The organism is Sphingopyxis sp., from assembly GCF_025869345.1.
Lineage (GTDB): Bacteria > Pseudomonadota > Alphaproteobacteria > Sphingomonadales > Sphingomonadaceae > Sphingopyxis.
In genome coordinates, this window is the sequence record NZ_JAOZVW010000021.1 from 1 (window position 1) to 16,209 (window position 16,209).

Here is a 16,209-nt window from a genome sequence, read left to right on the forward strand (position 1 = left end):
CGCGGGGAGCGGTTTCCCGCTGGGCCAGCCCGTCCCCATCTTTCCCCGCCTCGACCTGCCGTAAGGGGACGGGGAGGCATGAAACTCCTTCGCTCGCAATGACGCGGAAAAGATTGAGGGTTGAGCCTGATGCTCGTCGATTCGCACTGTCATCTCAACTACAAAGGCCTTGCCGAGCAGCAGGGCGAGGTGCTGGCGCGGGCTCGCGAGAGCGGCGTCACGGCGATGCTCAACATCGCGACGCGCGAAAGCGAATGGGACGATGTCCTCGCGGCGGCCGAAGCGAACCCGGATGTCTGGGCCAGCGTCGGTATCCATCCGCACGACGCCGATCACCATCCCGACGTCGATACCGCGAAGCTGGTGGAGCGCGCCGCGCACCCGCGCGTGATCGGGATCGGCGAGACGGGGCTCGACTATTATTACGACAAGAGCGACCGCGCGCGGCAGCAGGACAGTTTCCGTCGCCACATCCATGCGTCGCAGGAAACGGGTCTGCCGATCATCGTCCACACGCGCGAGGCCGAGGCCGACACGCTCGCGCTGCTTGGCGAGGAGATGGGAAGGGCGGTCTTCCCCGGCGTGATCCATTGCTTTACCGCCAGCGACGATTTCGCGCGCCGCGCACTCGATCTCGGCCTCTATATCTCGATCTCGGGGATCGTGACCTTCAAGAATGCCGCCGATCTTCAGGCGACCGCGAAATGGCTGCCGCAGGACCGGCTGCTGATCGAAACCGACTCCCCCTTCCTCGCCCCCGTCCCGCACCGCGGCAAGACTGGAGAGCCCGCCTTCGTCGCCGACACGCTCGCCTATCTCGCCGACCTGCGCGGAGTGGAGGCCGACACGCTAGCGGCTGCGACGAGCGCCAATTTCTATACGCTTTTCAACAAGGCGGCAGCATGACGTCACACCGCTCATGAAGGTGAGAATCCTGGGTTGCGGGACGTCTTCCGGGGTGCCGCGGATCGGCAACGATTGGGGCGCGTGCGATCCCGACAATATACGCAACCTGCGCAGCCGCGCCTCGATCATGATTTCGCTCGGCGGCTTTCGTATTCTTGTCGACACCAGTCCCGATATGCGGCTGCAATTGCTCGACGCCGGGGTAGGCGAGGTCGATGCCGTCATCTGGACCCACGAACACGCCGACCACACCCACGGCCTCGATGACCTGCGCCAGATCATGCACCTCCGCCGCTCGGCGGTGCCCGCTTATGCCCGCGCGCATGTGCTCGACATATTGAAATGGCGCTTCACTTATGCCTTCGCGGGCAACGCCGGCTATCCGGCGTCGGTCGATCCGATCGACCTTGAGGATCATCAGTCGATCGGTCCGATCGAGGTGTCGGCGCTCGAAATGCCGCACGGGCCGATCAAGGCGACCGGGCTGATCTTCAGCGATGGTGCGCACAGGATCGCCTATGCCACTGATTTCTCTAAGTTCACCGACGAGATGGTCGATTTTTTCCAGGGCGTCGACCTGTTCGTCATCGACTCGCTCCGCCGCTATCCGCATCCGACGCATCCGCATCTGGCGATGACGCTCGAAGGGCTCGCCAAGGTCGGCCATCCGCGCGCGATCATCACGCACATGGACAATACGATGGACTATGACGATCTGGCGGCCGAACTGCCGCCGGGCGTCGAGCCGGGCTATGACGGGCTGGAGATGCAATTATGAGCGGCAACAGCGCGGTCGATCTGATCTGGTTCGCGGGAGCCTTCGCGCTGGTGCTGAGCGCGCTCGTCGCGCGCCGCATCAAAGTCTCGGATGGCCTCAAGATGGCGCTGGCGTGGGTCGCGATCTTCGGGCTGATCTTTCTGGCAGTCTGGACATTCCAGGCGGTGCGCGGGGGATGAAGCGTCGGGGCCACGCCCTCTCCATCTCCATATTTATTTAACATAATATATATTATCGGATAATAAGATGACCGACACCAAAGCCCCCTCGGCTGCGTCCCCCATCGATCGCCTGCTTGGCGTCATGGCGCGGCTCCGCGATCCCGACGGCGGCTGCGAATGGGATCTGGCGCAGGATTTCGCGACGATCGCGCCCTATACGATCGAGGAAGCCTATGAGGTCGCCGACGCAATCGCCGGCGGCGATCCCGCGGCGATCTGCGACGAGCTCGGCGACCTGTTGCTTCAGGTCGTGTTCCACAGCCAGATTGCTACCGACGAAGGCCTGTTCGGTTTCGACGATGTCGCGACCGCGATCAGCGACAAGATGGAGCGCCGCCATCCGCATATCTTCGGTGATGCCAGGACGGACGATGTGCGCGGCCAGTGGGAAGCGATCAAGGCGGCCGAGCGCGCCGCCGACGGCCCCAAAAGCGCGCTCGACGGCGTCGCGCTGTCGCTGCCGGCGCTGCTCCGCGCGCAAAAGCTGCAGGGCCGCGCTGCGCGCGTCGGCTTCGACTGGCCCGATGCCGATGGTCCGCGCGCCAAGATCGCCGAGGAACTGGACGAAGTCGTGACGGCACCCGACGATGAAGCGCGCGCCGAAGAAATCGGCGATCTGCTCTTCGCGGTGGTCAATTACGCGCGTCATCTTGGCGTCGATGCCGAAGGCGCGCTGCGCGCTGCAAACGATAAATTCGCCCGCCGCTTTCATGGCGTCGAGGAGCGCGCGGGACCGGATATCGCCACGCTGCCGCTCGATACGCTCGAGGCCTATTGGCAGGCGGTCAAGGCGTCTGAGCGGTGAACTCTCGATCCCGTTCGTGTCGAGCGAAGTCGAGACACCCATCGAGATAGCGCAAGGCCGATGGGTGTCTCGACTTCGCTCGACACGAACGGGATACTAGGCGGGCGTTAAAACACCGACTCTCGATGCCGTAGCCCGCGCTACACATCCCCCGCCGGCCACAACCGCTCGAACCGCGCGCGGTCGGCGGGATCGAGCCGCACCGTCAGCACATGCCCCTCACCCTCGGCAACGTCGGACAACACTTCGCCGCGGGCGTGGAGCCATGCCATCGCCTCGCCCTGATCGAAGCGCAGGAAGAGGCGCTCGACGCGGTGACGGGCGGTCAATTGTGACGCCATGAGCGTCCGCGCCGCCTCGACGCCCTCGCCCGTCACCGCCGAGATGACCGCGACGTCGGAGCGTCGCGCCGCCATTTCTTCGATGGCGGCGCGCCGTTCGGCATCGGCGGTGTCGATCTTGTTCCAGATTTCTATCTGCGGGACGGCCTCGGGATCGTCCCCCCCTTCCCCGTCGCGCGGTCCATTCACGCCCAGCGATTCGAGGATCGCGCGAACGTCGTCATATTGCGCCTCGCTGTCGGGATGCACGATGTCGCGGACATGGACGATCAGGTCGGCGGTCGTGACCTCTTCCAGCGTCGCGCGAAAAGCCGCGACAAGCTCGGTCGGCAGGTCGGAGACGAAGCCGACGGTGTCCGACAGGATCGCCTTGTCGATCCCCGGCAGCCGGATTTCGCGCATCGTCGGGTCGAGCGTCGCGAACAGCATGTCTTCCGCCATGACGTCACTTCCCGTCAGGCGATTGAAAAAAGTCGATTTTCCGGCATTGGTATAGCCAACGAGCGCGATCACCGGCCAGGGCGCGCGCTGGCGCTTCGAGCGCTGGAGCTGGCGGGTGCGGCGGGCATCGTCGAGCTGGCGGCGGATGCGCGCCATGCGATTGCGGATCATCCGCCGGTCGGCCTCGATCTGCGTTTCGCCCGGCCCGCCGAGGAAGCCGAAGCCGCCGCGCTGCCGCTCGAGGTGGGTCCAGCTTCGCACCAGCCGCCCCGCCTGATAATCGAGATGCGCCAGTTCGACCTGCAGCCGCCCCTCGGCCGTCGCCGCGCGCTCCCCGAAGATTTCGAGGATCAGCCCCGTCCGATCGATGACTTTCGTCCCGAACTCGGTTTCCAGATTGCGCTGCTGGATCGCGGTCAGCGCCGCGTCGACGATGACGAGCTGCGCGCCCCGTTCGACGACATCGGGCTTGATCGCCTCGATCTGCCCCACCCCGATCAGCGTCGCCGCGCGCGTCTGCCGCAGCCGCAGCGCATGGACCGCCACGACGTCGAGCCCGATCGCCAGCGCCAGCCCCTTCGCTTCCTCGGCGCGCGCATCCAGGTCGCGCGACAGCCGCTGCCCGTGCCATTCGGGCACGATCAGCAGCGCCGCGGCGCCGCGGGTGACGTCACCGTCGCTGTCGCTCGTCGCGTCGATCAGGCAGCGCCTTCTTCGTCGCCATCGCCGGTGAGGTTGATCGGCCCGTTCGGCTGAACGGTCGAGATCGCATGTTTGTAGACGAGTTGCACCTGCCGCTCACGCTCCAGCAGCATGCAGAACAGGTCGAAGGCGACGATATCGCCCTGCAGCATCACGCCATTCACCAGGAACATCGTCACCGACTCGTCCGACCGGCGCACCGCGTTGAGGAACACGTCCTGCAGCGCCTTGCCCTTGCTTGGCGGCGCATCGCGGATGTCGTTGCCCAGCGACGCGAGATCGAAATCGTGCGACGGCATCACCGTCGAGATCGCGTGCTTGTAGACGAGCTGCGACTGGCCGTCGCGGCGCAGCAGCAGCGAGAAATTGTCGAACCAGGTGATGATGCCCTGCAATTTGACGCCCTTGACCAGGAACATCGTCACCGGCGTCTTGGTCCGGCGCAGGGCATTGAGGAAAAGATCCTGGAGATTCTGATTCTTGTCGGACATATTTGCCTCCTTGATTTTGGCGGTGGAACCGCAAATGCGACGCCGTTTCCGGCGTTAGCGACCATCTTCGCACGCGCAATATGCGGCAAAGCTCCACGCAGGTCTAGCGGGAAAGCCGTCAACCGTCGCTGTCGGGACTTTCGGTCAGTCCGAGCAGTTTGAGCTTTCGATGCAGCGCCGAGCGCTCCATCCCGATGAAGGTGGCGGTGCGCGAGATATTGCCCGAAAAGCGGTTTATCTGGATGCGCAGATATTCGCGCTCGAAATTCTCGCGGGCTTCCTTGAGCGGAATCGCGGTGATCGACTCGCTGTTCGGCAGGATGTCGGCGCCGCCGCGCACCAGTTCGGCGGGCAGCATATCGGCGTCGATACGGCCCAGCCGATCGCTCGGCGCGAGGATCATCACGCGTTCGATCACGTTGCGCAGTTCGCGAACATTTCCCGGCCAGTCATGCGCCTGGAACGCGGCCATGGCCTCGCCGCTGATTTCGGGCGGCGGCACGCGACGGTCGGCGGCGTAGCGGCGGACGAAATGATCGCAAAGGCTGGCGACGTCATCGCGGCGCTCGCGCAGCGGCGGAATATGCACCGGCACGACGTTCAGCCGATAATAAAGATCCTCGCGGAACCGGTTTTCGGCGATCTCGACTGTCAGGTCGCGTGCCGAGCCCGAAATGATGCGCACATCGACGCGGATCATCGTCCGCCCGCCGACCCGCGTGAAGCTCTGATCGGTGAGGACGCGAAGGATTTTGCCCTGCGTCGTCAGCGGCATGTCGGCGACCTCGTCGAGGAACAGGGTTCCGCCATGCGCCTGTTCGAGCAGGCCGACGCGGATCGATCCATCCTCGGCCTCCGAACCGAAAAGTTCGATCTCGACCGTCTCGGGGTCCATGCGCGCCGAGGAGATCACGCGGAAGGGCGCGTTGTGCCGCCCGCTCCAGCCGTGGAGGACGCGCGCGGCGACTTCCTTGCCCACCCCCGGCGCGCCGGTGATGAGGACGCGGCTGCCCGTTCCGGCGACGCGTTTCAGCGTCGCACGGACATTGTTGATCGCGGCGCTGGTGCCGGTCAGTTCGTCGGACGGCCCCGCTTTCTCGCGCAATTGCTCATATTCGAACTTGAGCCGCTCGCTCTCGGTCGCCCGCGCGACGAGATGGAGCAGCCGTTCGGCCTCGAACGGCTTTTCGATGAAGTCGAACGCGCCCCGGCGGATCGCCGCGACGGCGGTGTCGAGGCCGCCGTGGCCCGAAATGACGATGATCGGCAGCGTCGGGTCGAAGGCCTTGATTGCCTCGACCAGCCCCAGCCCGTCGAGCCGCGAGCCCTGAAGCCACACGTCGATCAGCGCCAGCGACGGCCGCCGCTGACGGATCGCATCGAGCGCGGCATCGCTGTCCGACGCGGTGCGCGCTTCATAGCCTTCGTCCTCCATGACGCCGGCCACCAGTTCGCAAATGTCGCGCTCATCGTCGACGATCAGGATATCAAGCGCCATATTCTTCTCTGTCCTGCCGGTTCCGGACCCGTCCGGGGACCGATTCACCCTGCCCTGTTGCCAATTCCCCCCCCCTGCTCGCCAACGACCGCAGCCGCCCCGGATGCAGGGTCAGCGTCACGCATGTGCCCTGCCCCGCCGGATTGTCGCAGAATTCGAGTTCGCCATAATGCTGCTCGACGATCTTCTTGACGATCGCGAGTCCCAGCCCGGTGCCGCCCTGCCGCGTCGTCATATAGGGTTCGGCGATCGTGTCGCGGGCCTGCGGCAGCCCGACCCCGTCGTCGCTGACTCGGATGACGATGGCGTCGCCCGCGCCTGCCGCGAGCTCGGCGCTGATGTGGCCGATCGGCGACGACGCGGTATTATCTGATTTTTCTTCAATCGCTTCGACTGCATTCTTGACGATGTTTGTGAGCGCTTGCGAAAGCAGGCGGCGGTCGCAGACGAGCGGCTCGATCTCGTCGGGCGTTTTCACGCTGAAGGCGATCTCGGGCTTTGCCACCTCGAACAGGAAGACCGCCTGGCGCAGGATGTCCCGAATATCCTCGACCCCGAAGGTCGGCTTGGGCATCCGCGCGAAGCTGGAAAATTCGTCGACCATGCGCCGCATGTCGTGCACCTGGCGGACGATCGTGTCGGTCAGACGGCGAAAGGTCGGCGCGTCGCCCTCGACCTTTTCGCCGAAACGGCGCTGAAGCCGCTCGGCGGCGAGCTGGATCGGGGTCAGCGGATTCTTGATCTCGTGCGCGATCCGCCGCGCGACGTCGGACCAGGCAGCGCGCCGCTGATCGAGCAATTGCTGTGTGATATCCTCGAAGCTCAGCACGAAACCATCGCCCTGCGCCACCGCTTTTGCCGCCAGCGTCGCGGGCTCGGCATCGCGGCGCGCGAGTTGGACGACGCCTTCGCGTTCGCCGCTGGTCAGCAGGCCCGCGAGTTCGGGGGCGACGTCGGCGAGCGGCTGGCCGGTGAGGTCCGCCGCGCTCTGTCCGATCAACCGCTCGGCCGCGGCGTTGACGAGCAGGATATGATGATCGGCATCGACCGACACGACCGCCGAGGAAACGCCGCTCAGGACTGCCTCGATGAAACTCCGCCGCGCTTCGAGCTGGGCATTGGCGGTCACAAGCGCCCCCGTCTGCCCCTCCAACTGTTCGGTCATGCGATTGAAGGCGCTCGTGAGCACTGCGATCTCGTCCTCGCGCGCCGGAGGCGTAACCCGCACCGACAGGTCGCCGCCCGCCGCGGTCCGCGTTGCGCCGATCAAGGTGCCAAGCGGCCGGACGATGCGATCTGCGACAACGATGGCGGCGATCACCGCCAGGGCGAGAAGCAGCAGCGAGCCGAGATAGAGCGCGCCGTTGAACTGCAATTGCAGCTTCTGGGATCGATCGAACAGATCGTTATAGTCGGCCAGCACGGTTCGCGCCCTGCCGAACTGCAAGAGCCCCAATGCACCGGTGTTGCGAGCGACATAAAGATAAAGCCGTTTGTCGCCCTTGATCTTGGTCGCGGCTTCGATGCGGCGGTCGGTCTGGTGGACGATGATCGGCTTTCCGTCGTCGAGAGCCTTGATATCCTGAGGAGAAATGCGTTCCGACGCATCGCGTTCGTCGGGTTCTATCATCGCTTCCGTAATATATTCGCCGGAGTCGCCCATTCTTATGATGGCCGACTCGTTCAATCCCCTGAACAACACCTGCTGCACATAGAAAAACTTGAAATCGGTATCGCTGAACGAAGCATATTTGATGGCCTTGCTGATGTCCGTGGCCATTACCAAAGCGTTTTGCTCAACCTGCTTCTGATTCTCCTGATAATAGCCTTGCGCCAGATTAGCGGCATTTTCGAACATTCCCCGCGATCGGTCGGAGAACCAGAAATCGACGCCGAACTGGAACAGCAGCGAAGCGAAGATCACGACCAGCAGCGTCGGGGTTGCCGCGAGCAACGAGAAGAGCGCCACCAGCCTGACGTGCAGACGGCCATTGCCCCCCGCCATCGACCGCATCGCGCGCGCCCGCGCGATGCGGCTGCCGACGAGCACGATCAGCGCCATCGCCGGAACGAGGTTCACGACCATGATCGCAGCGACAAGCGCGGGGGTCAGCAGCCGTTCGCTCTGCGCGTCGCCGGTGACGAAGATATAGGTCGCGATCGCGACGCTGATGATGATCGCCAGCGTGTAATATTCGGGCGCCGCAAAGTGCCAGCCCCGCGAATCCGCGGTCGGATCGGTAGAATCGTTTTCGACGCCAAGGGAAGCGGCAGGCTCCATTGTTGCCTTGCTACGACAATCCTGTTGCATAGAAAACACACAAAGTGCGTACGCGCGCCGATATGTGCGCTTTTTGCCGTTGGTGCGAGGCGTCAGGGGCGCGCGGGGTCGATGTCGAGTTGCCCCAGCCGCTTGCGCAGCGTGTTGCGGTTGATCCCCAGCCGGCGCGCCGCCTCGAGCTGGTTGCCGCGCACTTCGCGCAGCGTCCGGCGCAGCAGCGCCGTTTCGACGATCGCTTCGAGCGCGCCATGGATTGCGCCGTCCTGACCCGATGTGGCAAGCGCCTCGCGCGCCCAATCGTCGACCGCGCGGGCAATCAGGTCGGCGGGAGCGGCAATCGCCGCGCTCTCGCCATGGTCGCGCAGCACCGCTTCGACATCGCGCGCGCCGACCGAGGTGTCGCGCGACAGCACCGCAAGGCGCTGAACGACGTTCCCGAGTTCGCGGACGTTGCCCGGCCAGTCATGGCGTTCGAGAAGCTGCATCGCGGCGGGCGCGAATTGCCGGTCGGGAAGCCCGGCATGCCGCCCCGCATCGACGAAATGGCGCACGAGCGCGGCGATGTCGCTCCGCCGGTCGCGCAGCGGCGGCAGCGTCACCGGAATGACGTTGAGCCGGTAGAAAAGATCCTCGCGAAAGCGCCCGTCGGCGACGAGCGTGCGCATGTCGCGGTGCGTCGCCGCGACGACGCGCACATCGGCACGCAGCGCCTGGCTGCCGCCGACGGTCGAATATTCGTTGCTCTGCAGCACGCGCAGCAACCGCGTCTGCGCCTCCAGCGGCATGTCGCCGATCTCGTCGAGGAACAGGGTGCCGCCCGCCGCCTGCTCGAAGCGGCCAGCGTTGCGGCTGGTCGCGCCGGTGAAAGCGCCCTTTTCATGGCCGAACAGCTCGGCCTCGATCAGTTCGCGCGGGATCGCGGCCATGTTGATCGCGACGAACGGCCCGCCGCGCCGCAATCCCGTCGCGTGGATCGCGCGCGCGACGACCTCCTTGCCGGTGCCCGATTCACCCAGGATGAGCACCGCAAGATCGTTGGTCGCGAGCCGCGCGATGGTGCGGTAGACCGCCTGCATCGCCGGCGCACGGCCGACCAGCCCGTGGCTGTCGGCCTGCCCCGGATCGGCCTTGACCGCAGGCTGGCTGCTCCGTTCGAGCGCGGCGCGGACGCTCGCGGTCAGTTCCTCGAGGTCGAACGGCTTGGGCAGATAGTCATAGCTGCCGATCCCCGTCGCGCGCACCGCGGTGTCGAGGGTGTTCTGCGCCGACAGGACGATCACCGGCGTGTCAGGATCGCCCCCCACGCCGGGCAGCGAGTCGATGCCGTCGCCGTCGGGCAGCACGACGTCGGTGATGATCAGGTCGGCGCGATGGTCCGCCAGCCAGGCGTTGCGCTCGCCGATGCTCGAAACCGACGCGAAGGTGCCGCATTCGGCGTCGAGCGTTTCGCGGATGATCAGCGCGATCGCCGGATCGTCCTCGACGAGCAGGATGGTCTTGCCGCTGCTCATGCGCCTCGTCCCTGCTTCGGCACGGCGGGCAGGTGGACGCGGAAGCGCGTCCAGTCGCCGTCGCGAAGATGCTGCGCCGTTCCCCCCATGTCGCGCGCGAGCTTGGCGACGAGCGCGAGGCCGAGCCCCCTGCCCTCGCGCTTCGTCGTGACGAAGGGATCGAACAGGTCGCCGCGGATATCGGCGGGAACGCCGGGGCCATTGTCGCTGACGCTGACCTCGATCGGCAGCGCGATGCGGCCGCGGCCGTCGCCATTGTCGATCGACAAGCCATGGCGATAGGCGGTCGCGATCCGCACGATACCGTCGTCGCGCCCCGCCAGCACCTCGCAGCCGTTGGTGATCAGGTTGAGCAGGATCTGGACCAGTGCATCGTGATTGCCGTGCACCAAGGGCAGCGACGGGTCGAAATCCTCGACGAAGCCGATGCCCGGAAACTGGCGCGCGCGGGCGGTCTCCATCGCCTGGTGGATCGGCTGATAGAGGTTGACCGGGCCGCAGGCGATCGGCTGACCGCGCGAGAAATGCTCCATCTGGTCGATCAGCGTCGTGATCCGGTCGACCTCGGCGCAGATCAGGGTGGTGAAGCGCTCGCCGCTCGCATCGGCCTTGCGTGCAAGCAGTTGCGCCGCGCCCTTGATCCCCGCGAGCGGATTCTTGATCTCGTGCGCGAGCATCGAGGCGGCGGCGCCCGCGGCGCGGCCCGAGCGGCCGATCGCGCCGCCCATCAGATCGGCCTCGCGCTGCGACGGCACGAGCGTCAGGATGCGATGGCCGCTGCGGCCATAGGGCACGAGCTGCATGTCGACGAAGACCGACCGGCGCCCGCCAAGGGTGATTTCGGCGCGGTGCGCGAAGAGCGCCGGGGCCGCCGGATCGTTCATCCGCTGGCGAAAGCTGCGGTCCATGCCGATCACATCGTCGATGACGCGCCCGACCATCGCCGCGCGCCCGATATTGCAAAGCTGTTCGGCGGCGGCGTTGACGAACAGGATCACCCCGCCCCGGTCGATCAGCAGCGTGGCGACGGGATGCGACTGGATGATCTCGTCATGGTCGAACATCGGGATGCTCGACGTCAGCGCGCTCACGCGGCCGCCTTGCTCAGATAGGGGCCGTAGAATTGCTCGAGCGCGTCGAGCACGCCGCGGCTGTCGGGAATCTGGTTGACCTTGTTGCGGAACTCGGCCGAGCCCGGCAGGCCCTTGACGTACCAGCCGAGATGCTTGCGCGCCATATTGACCCCGGTCATCTCTCCATAATGGTCGAGCATCGCGCGATAATGTGTTGTGATGATGTCATATTGTTCGTCGATGCCGGGGTCGGAGCGCTCGCCCTCCCCGCGCAGCGCCGCCATCACCTGTCCGAGCAGCCACGGCCGGCCATAGGCGCCGCGGCCGATCATCACCCCGTCGGCGCCGCTCTGCGCAATGGCGGTGCGGGCATCGTCGGCCGAGCAGATGTCGCCGTTGACGATGACCGGGATCGACACCGCATCCTTGACCGTGCGGACGAATGCCCAGTCGGCGGTGCCGCGATACATCTGGTTGCGCGTGCGGCCATGCACCGTCACCAGCTTCGCGCCCAGATCCTCGGCGATATGTGCGAGTTCGGGCGCGTTGAGGCTGTCGACGTCCCAGCCCATGCGCATCTTGACGGTCACGGGGACCGACACCGCCTTGACGCAGGAATCGATCAGCGCGGCGGCGAGCTTCAGGTCGCGCATCAGCGCCGATCCCGCGTCGCCATTGGTGACCTTGCGCACCGGGCAGCCCATGTTGATGTCGATGATCGCCGCGCCGCGATCCTCGTTGAGCTTGGCCGCCTCGCCCATTTCATAGGGGGTGCAGCCGACGAGCTGCATCGACACCGGCTCCTCGACCGGGTGCCATGCCGCCTTCTGGAGCGACTGGCGCGTTTCGCGGATCGCCGCCTGGCTCGCGATCATCTCGGTGACGTTGAGCCCCGAACCGTAGCGGCGCACGAGCGTGCGGAACGGCATGTCGGAGACGCCCGTCATCGGCGCGAGGATCACGGGATCCGCGATGGTGATGGGGCCGATCTGAATGGGCCGGAGCGGCGCCATGGCGGGGAGCTTTCGTCGAAATTGCCTAAAATTTGAGCACGCCCCTACACGCTAAGCGGCTTTCCCGCAAGTCGCGGCTGCGCTAACCGGCGCGCGACATGGCCGAGTCTTCGCCTTCCCGCTCCCCGCGCATCGGGGTCATATTGCTCGCCGGCGGCCGGGGACGCCGCGCGGGTTTCGCCCAGCCGAAGCAGCTCGAAGCGCTCGGCGGCAAGCCGGTGCTGCGCTGGAGCCTCGACACCTTCGCGGCGCATCCCGCGATCTCTGGCGGCGTGCTGGTAGCAAGTGATGACGTCATGGCGGCGACCGGCGCGCTGCCCGAAGGCTGGATTTCCGCCGATCCCGGCGCCGAACGCCAGCAATCGGTCGCCAACGCCCTCGCCGCACTCGCCGGCTGGGACGAGGATGCGCTCGTCCTAGTCCACGATGCCGCGCGGCCCGGGGTGACCGCCGATGTCATCGATCGGTTGATTGCCGCGCTGCAAACCGGCGAGGCCGCCATCCCGACGCTTCCCGTTCCCGACACGCTGGTCGAGCAGGCGGATGGCGAAGCCGGTGATGTCGTCGATCGCGCCGCCCTCGCGCGCGTTCAGACCCCGCAGGCCTTCCGCCTCGGCACCTTGCGCCGGGCCCATGCCGCCGCCACGGGCGAGACCGCAACCGACGATGCGCAGCTCGTCCGCCGCCTCGGCATCCCCGTCGCGGCGGTCGCAGGCGATGCGAAGCTCCACAAACTGACATATGCCGAGGATAGGACGATCCTTTCCGGGCTTTTGGGGACAGGGACGATGATGCGAACCGCGGTCGGCATGGGCTATGATGTTCACCGCCTCGTGACGGGCAAGCCGCTGTGGATCGGCGGGATCGAAATCGCGCATAGTCATGGGCTTGAGGGTCACAGCGATGCCGACGTCGCGCTCCATGCGATCACCGACGCGATTCTCGGCGCGCTGGCCGACGGCGACATCGGCGACCATTTTCCGCCGAGCGACCCGCAATGGCGCGGCGCCGCCTCGCACCGCTTTCTCGCTTTCGCCGCCGACCGCGTCGCGGCACGCGGCGGGCGCATCGATCATATCGATCTGACGATCATCGCCGAAGCGCCCAGGATCGGCCCGCATCGTCCCGCGATCCGCGCCCGCATCGCCGAAATCCTTGCGATTGCGCTGGAGCGCGTTAGTGTGAAGGCCACAACGACCGAGCGGCTGGGCTTCACCGGCCGCCGCGAAGGGATCGCCGCACAGGCGATCGCCACCCTGTCACTTCCGGAGAATTGAACCTTGTCGTCGATCGTCGAAACGCGCCAGACCGCGCGTGAAGAGGCCGCCACGTCGGCCCTCGCCGCCAACCGCGCCGCCGGGCGCAAGGTCGCCGTCGCCGAAAGCTGCACCGGCGGCATGGTGTCGGCGGCGCTGACCGACATCGCGGGCAGCTCCGACGTGTTCAGCGCCGGCTTCATCACCTATTCGGGCGACGCGAAGAAACGCCAGCTCGACGTCAGCGGCGAAATATTGGAAACCTTCGGCGAGGTCTCGCTCGCGACCGCCTGGGCGATGGCCGCTGGGGTGCTGGCGAACAGCGACGCCGATGTCGCGGTCGCGATCACCGGCATTGCGGGCCCCGGCGGCGGATCGGAGAAGAAGCCCGTCGGCCAGGTCGTCTTCGCGCGCGCGCTGCGTGGGCAGGACCCCGACGATTATTTCACCCAGCGGGTGCAGTTCGACTCGAAAGATCGCGCCGCCATCCGTCACGCCGCGACCCTGTTCGCGCTCGACCTGCTTCAGCCCGCCAGGGATTCGCTGCGGCCGTCGGAAGATATCGAGCTTCCGGCCTAAGCGGCGCTACGGAATGGCGTAGGTCACATTCGCCTGTCCGACGGGCTTGTCGGCATCGTCGGTCCAGATGCGGATATCCATCACCGCCAATCGCTTGCCGAGCCGCAGCAGATGCGCGTCGGCGAACACCGGCCCCGGACGGCACGGGCGCAGAAACTGATAGTTGAGCGCGCTCGTCACCGCCATCGCGACCGGGCCGATATGCGCGAGGACGAGCGCATAGGCCGCCATGTCGGCAAAGCCCATCTGCGTCGGGCCGGAAATCAATCCGCCCGGGCGCAGCGCCTGTTCGTTGGGATCGATCCGCGCGCGGATATGGCCCGGCGCTGCCGAGACGACATGGCCGCGCGAACCCGGCTTCGCGTGGGGGAAGGCCTCCGCCATGAAGGCGTTGAGCGCGTCCGCGTCCATGCGGATCGCGCCAGAAGAGATCGGCGATGAGATTGGAGCCTCCCCCGCCATGCCGGTCAGCGCGTCAGCTTCTTGTAGGTCGTCGCGTGCGGCCGCGTCGCCTCGTCGCCGAGGCGGCGGATCTTGTCCTCCTCATAGGCCTCGAAATTGCCCTCGAACCATTCGACATGGCTGTCGCCCTCGAACGCGAGAATATGCGTCGCGAGGCGGTCGAGGAAGAAGCGGTCGTGGCTGATGACCACCGCGCAACCCGCGAAATTCTCGAGTGCTTCCTCCAGCGCGGCAAGCGTTTCGGTGTCGAGGTCGTTGGTCGGTTCGTCGAGCAGCAGCACGTTGCCGCCGGCCTTGAGCATCTTCGCCATATGGACGCGGTTGCGCTCGCCGCCCGAAAGCTGGCCGACCTTCTTCTGCTGGTCGGTGCCCTTGAAGTTGAAGGCGCCGACATAGGCGCGCGTCTGCATCTCGTGCTTGCCGATCGACATCATGTCGTGACCGCCCGAGATTTCCTCCCAGACATTCTTGTTCGGGTCGAGGGCGTCGCGGCTCTGGTCGACATAGCCGAGGCGAACCGTGTCGCCGATCGCGACGCTGCCGCTGTCGGGCTCTTCCTGCCCGGTGATCAGCTTGAACAAAGTCGACTTGCCCGCGCCGTTGGGGCCGATAACACCGACGATGCCGCCGGGCGGCAGGGTGAAGGACAGATCCTCGAACAGCAGCTTCTCGCCATAGGCCTTCGAGATGCCCGAAACCTCGATCACCTTGCCGCCCAGGCGTTCGGGCACCTGGATAACGATCTGCGCCTTGCCGGGGGTGCGGTTTTCCTGCGCCTCCACGAGCTGGTCGAAACTCTTGATACGCGCTTTCGACTTGGCCTGGCGCGCCTTGGGCGATTGCCGGATCCATTCGAGTTCGTCTTTGATCGCTTTCTGGCGACCCTGATCCTCGCGCGCTTCCTGTTCGAGTCGCTTGCCCTTCTTGTCGAGGTAGGTCGAATAATTGCCCTCGTAGACGAAGTAGCGGCCGCGATCGAGTTCGAGAATCCAGTTCACGACATTGTCGAGGAAATAGCGGTCGTGGGTGACGAGAATGACGTTGCCCGGATAGTCGACCAGATGCTTTTCCAGCCATGCGACGCTTTCGGCGTCCAAATGGTTGGTCGGTTCGTCGAGCAGCAGGATCGACGGCTTTTCGAGCAGCAGGCGGGTGAGCGCGATGCGGCGCTTTTCACCGCCCGACAGATTTTCGACGCTCCAGTCGCCGGGCGGGCAGCGCAGCGCTTCCATCGCGATTTCGAGCTGGTTGTCGAGCGTCCAGCCGTCGACCGCGTCGATCTTTTCCTGCAGCGTGCCCATTTCCTCCATCAGCGCGTCGAAATCGGCGTCGGCGGGCGGATCGGCCATCAGCGCGCTGATCTGGTTGAAGCGGTCCATCATGTCGGCGACGGGGCGCACCCCGTCCATGACATTCTCCTTGACCGTCTTGTTCGGGTCGAGCTGCGGCTCCTGCGCCAGATAGCCGACGCTGATCCCCTCGCCCGGCCACGCTTCGCCGGTGAAATCCTTGTCGATACCCGCCATGATCTTCATCAGCGTCGACTTGCCGGTGCCGTTCGGGCCGACGATGCCGATCTTGGCATCGGGATAGAATTGCAGACTCAGATTGTTGAGCGTCGGCTTTTGCGCGCCGGGATAGGTCTTCGACAGACCTTTCATCACGAAACTATATTGGGCGGCCATCGATATGCTCCGGTAGAGGCTGGGCCGCGCGCTCGCGGCCGGAAGAGTTGGGCGCCGGTTAGCGAATGGGCGCGGGGTTGGCAATCGATTGGGCATTTGGGTGATGACGTCGTTTGAAACGAGAGACGTGCCTTTACTTTTTCGTCACCCCGGACTTGATCCGGGG

The 16,209-nt window shown here is 65.7% G+C and carries 15 protein-coding genes; 6 read left to right on the forward strand and 9 right to left on the reverse strand.

Annotated features, from left to right (window positions below; translation table 11 throughout):
* The first annotated feature begins 129 nt into the window (after positions 1 to 129).
* The 4 genes from OJI97_RS02115 to mazG all read left to right on the forward strand — a co-directional run bounded on the left by OJI97_RS02115 (position 130) and on the right by mazG (position 2,710).
* Positions 130 to 906: a TatD family hydrolase gene (locus OJI97_RS02115; RefSeq protein WP_297660680.1), complete on the forward strand. Its 777-nt coding sequence runs from the start codon at positions 130 to 132 to the stop codon at positions 904 to 906.
* 13 nt (positions 907 to 919) lie between these two features.
* On the forward strand, positions 920 to 1,684 hold the full coding sequence (locus OJI97_RS02120; protein ID WP_297660646.1) for an MBL fold metallo-hydrolase: 765 nt from the start codon (positions 920 to 922) through the stop codon (positions 1,682 to 1,684).
* The gene (locus OJI97_RS02125; protein ID WP_297660649.1) at positions 1,681 to 1,863 is read left to right on the forward strand and encodes a hypothetical protein; all 183 of its coding nucleotides are present in this window, start codon (positions 1,681 to 1,683) and stop codon (positions 1,861 to 1,863) included. The genes OJI97_RS02120 and OJI97_RS02125 overlap by 4 nt, the downstream gene beginning before the upstream one ends.
* 67 nt (positions 1,864 to 1,930) lie before the next feature.
* Positions 1,931 to 2,710 carry a nucleoside triphosphate pyrophosphohydrolase gene (mazG, locus tag OJI97_RS02130; RefSeq protein ID WP_297660651.1) on the forward strand — a complete coding sequence of 260 codons (780 nt, stop codon included), beginning with the start codon at positions 1,931 to 1,933 and terminating at the stop codon, positions 2,708 to 2,710.
* 140 nt (positions 2,711 to 2,850) lie between these two features.
* On the opposite strand, the gene hflX is transcribed toward mazG, so the two are convergent.
* From hflX to dusB, 7 genes are all read right to left on the reverse strand, one after another.
* The gene (gene hflX, locus OJI97_RS02135) at positions 2,851 to 4,140 is read right to left on the reverse strand and encodes a GTPase HflX (RefSeq protein ID WP_297660682.1); all 1,290 of its coding nucleotides are present in this window, start codon (positions 4,138 to 4,140) and stop codon (positions 2,851 to 2,853) included.
* Positions 4,141 to 4,190: 50 nt separating this feature from the next.
* Complete coding sequence (hfq, locus tag OJI97_RS02140; protein ID WP_297660653.1) at positions 4,191 to 4,685, reverse strand: RNA chaperone Hfq; 495 nt, start codon at positions 4,683 to 4,685, stop codon at positions 4,191 to 4,193.
* A gap of 118 nt (positions 4,686 to 4,803) precedes the next feature.
* Entirely contained in the window at positions 4,804 to 6,183 is a 1,380-nt protein-coding gene (locus OJI97_RS02145) for a sigma-54 dependent transcriptional regulator (RefSeq protein WP_297660656.1), read from the reverse strand.
* The gene (locus tag OJI97_RS02150) at positions 6,173 to 8,464 is read right to left on the reverse strand and encodes an ATP-binding protein (protein ID WP_297660659.1); all 2,292 of its coding nucleotides are present in this window, start codon (positions 8,462 to 8,464) and stop codon (positions 6,173 to 6,175) included. Before OJI97_RS02150 ends, OJI97_RS02145 begins: the two co-directional genes overlap by 11 nt.
* Positions 8,465 to 8,556: 92 nt before the next feature.
* Positions 8,557 to 9,975, reverse strand: coding sequence for a sigma 54-interacting transcriptional regulator (locus OJI97_RS02155; protein WP_297660662.1), 1,419 nt, complete (start codon positions 9,973 to 9,975; stop codon positions 8,557 to 8,559).
* A complete protein-coding gene (locus tag OJI97_RS02160; protein WP_297660665.1) occupies positions 9,972 to 11,066 on the reverse strand; it encodes an ATP-binding protein in 1,095 nt (364 codons plus the stop codon). The genes OJI97_RS02155 and OJI97_RS02160 overlap by 4 nt, the downstream gene beginning before the upstream one ends.
* On the reverse strand, positions 11,063 to 12,061 hold the full coding sequence (dusB, locus tag OJI97_RS02165; protein ID WP_297660668.1) for a tRNA dihydrouridine synthase DusB: 999 nt from the start codon (positions 12,059 to 12,061) through the stop codon (positions 11,063 to 11,065). The genes OJI97_RS02160 and dusB overlap by 4 nt, the downstream gene beginning before the upstream one ends.
* Positions 12,062 to 12,159: 98 nt before the next feature.
* Between dusB and OJI97_RS02170 the strand changes: the two genes are divergently transcribed.
* Together OJI97_RS02170 and OJI97_RS02175 are read left to right on the forward strand one after the other, a co-directional pair.
* Positions 12,160 to 13,338, forward strand: coding sequence for a bifunctional 2-C-methyl-D-erythritol 4-phosphate cytidylyltransferase/2-C-methyl-D-erythritol 2,4-cyclodiphosphate synthase (locus OJI97_RS02170; RefSeq protein ID WP_297660671.1), 1,179 nt, complete (start codon positions 12,160 to 12,162; stop codon positions 13,336 to 13,338).
* A gap of 12 nt (positions 13,339 to 13,350) precedes the next feature.
* Entirely contained in the window at positions 13,351 to 13,896 is a 546-nt protein-coding gene (locus tag OJI97_RS02175) for a CinA family protein (RefSeq protein ID WP_297660685.1), read from the forward strand.
* A 6-nt stretch (positions 13,897 to 13,902) separates the two neighbouring features.
* Here the strand turns inward: OJI97_RS02175 and OJI97_RS02180 are convergent, their stop codons facing one another.
* Together OJI97_RS02180 and ettA are read right to left on the reverse strand one after the other, a co-directional pair.
* Positions 13,903 to 14,307, reverse strand: coding sequence for a PaaI family thioesterase (locus OJI97_RS02180; protein ID WP_297660674.1), 405 nt, complete (start codon positions 14,305 to 14,307; stop codon positions 13,903 to 13,905).
* A gap of 56 nt (positions 14,308 to 14,363) precedes the next feature.
* Complete coding sequence (ettA, locus tag OJI97_RS02185; RefSeq protein WP_297660677.1) at positions 14,364 to 16,043, reverse strand: energy-dependent translational throttle protein EttA; 1,680 nt, start codon at positions 16,041 to 16,043, stop codon at positions 14,364 to 14,366.
* Between the last annotated feature and the right edge of the window lie 166 nt (positions 16,044 to 16,209).

Bases quoted from the DNA above. Each gene is read 5' to 3' on its own strand.
- OJI97_RS02115 (WP_297660680.1), top strand. From the start codon at position 130: ATGCTCGTCGATTCGCACTGTCATCTCAACTACAAAGGCCTTGCCGAG.
- OJI97_RS02120 (WP_297660646.1), top strand. From the start codon at position 920: ATGAAGGTGAGAATCCTGGGTTGCGGGACGTCTTCCGGGGTGCCGCGG.
- OJI97_RS02125 (WP_297660649.1), top strand. From the start codon at position 1,681: ATGAGCGGCAACAGCGCGGTCGATCTGATCTGGTTCGCGGGAGCCTTC.
- mazG (WP_297660651.1), top strand. From the start codon at position 1,931: ATGACCGACACCAAAGCCCCCTCGGCTGCGTCCCCCATCGATCGCCTG.
- hfq (WP_297660653.1), bottom strand. From the start codon at position 4,685: ATGTCCGACAAGAATCAGAATCTCCAGGATCTTTTCCTCAATGCCCTG.
- OJI97_RS02145 (WP_297660656.1), bottom strand. From the start codon at position 6,183: ATGGCGCTTGATATCCTGATCGTCGACGATGAGCGCGACATTTGCGAA.
- OJI97_RS02150 (WP_297660659.1), bottom strand. From the start codon at position 8,464: ATGGAGCCTGCCGCTTCCCTTGGCGTCGAAAACGATTCTACCGATCCG.
- OJI97_RS02155 (WP_297660662.1), bottom strand. From the start codon at position 9,975: ATGAGCAGCGGCAAGACCATCCTGCTCGTCGAGGACGATCCGGCGATC.
- dusB (WP_297660668.1), bottom strand. From the start codon at position 12,061: ATGGCGCCGCTCCGGCCCATTCAGATCGGCCCCATCACCATCGCGGAT.
- OJI97_RS02170 (WP_297660671.1), top strand. From the start codon at position 12,160: ATGGCCGAGTCTTCGCCTTCCCGCTCCCCGCGCATCGGGGTCATATTG.
- OJI97_RS02180 (WP_297660674.1), bottom strand. From the start codon at position 14,307: ATGGACGCGGACGCGCTCAACGCCTTCATGGCGGAGGCCTTCCCCCAC.
- ettA (WP_297660677.1), bottom strand. From the start codon at position 16,043: ATGGCCGCCCAATATAGTTTCGTGATGAAAGGTCTGTCGAAGACCTAT.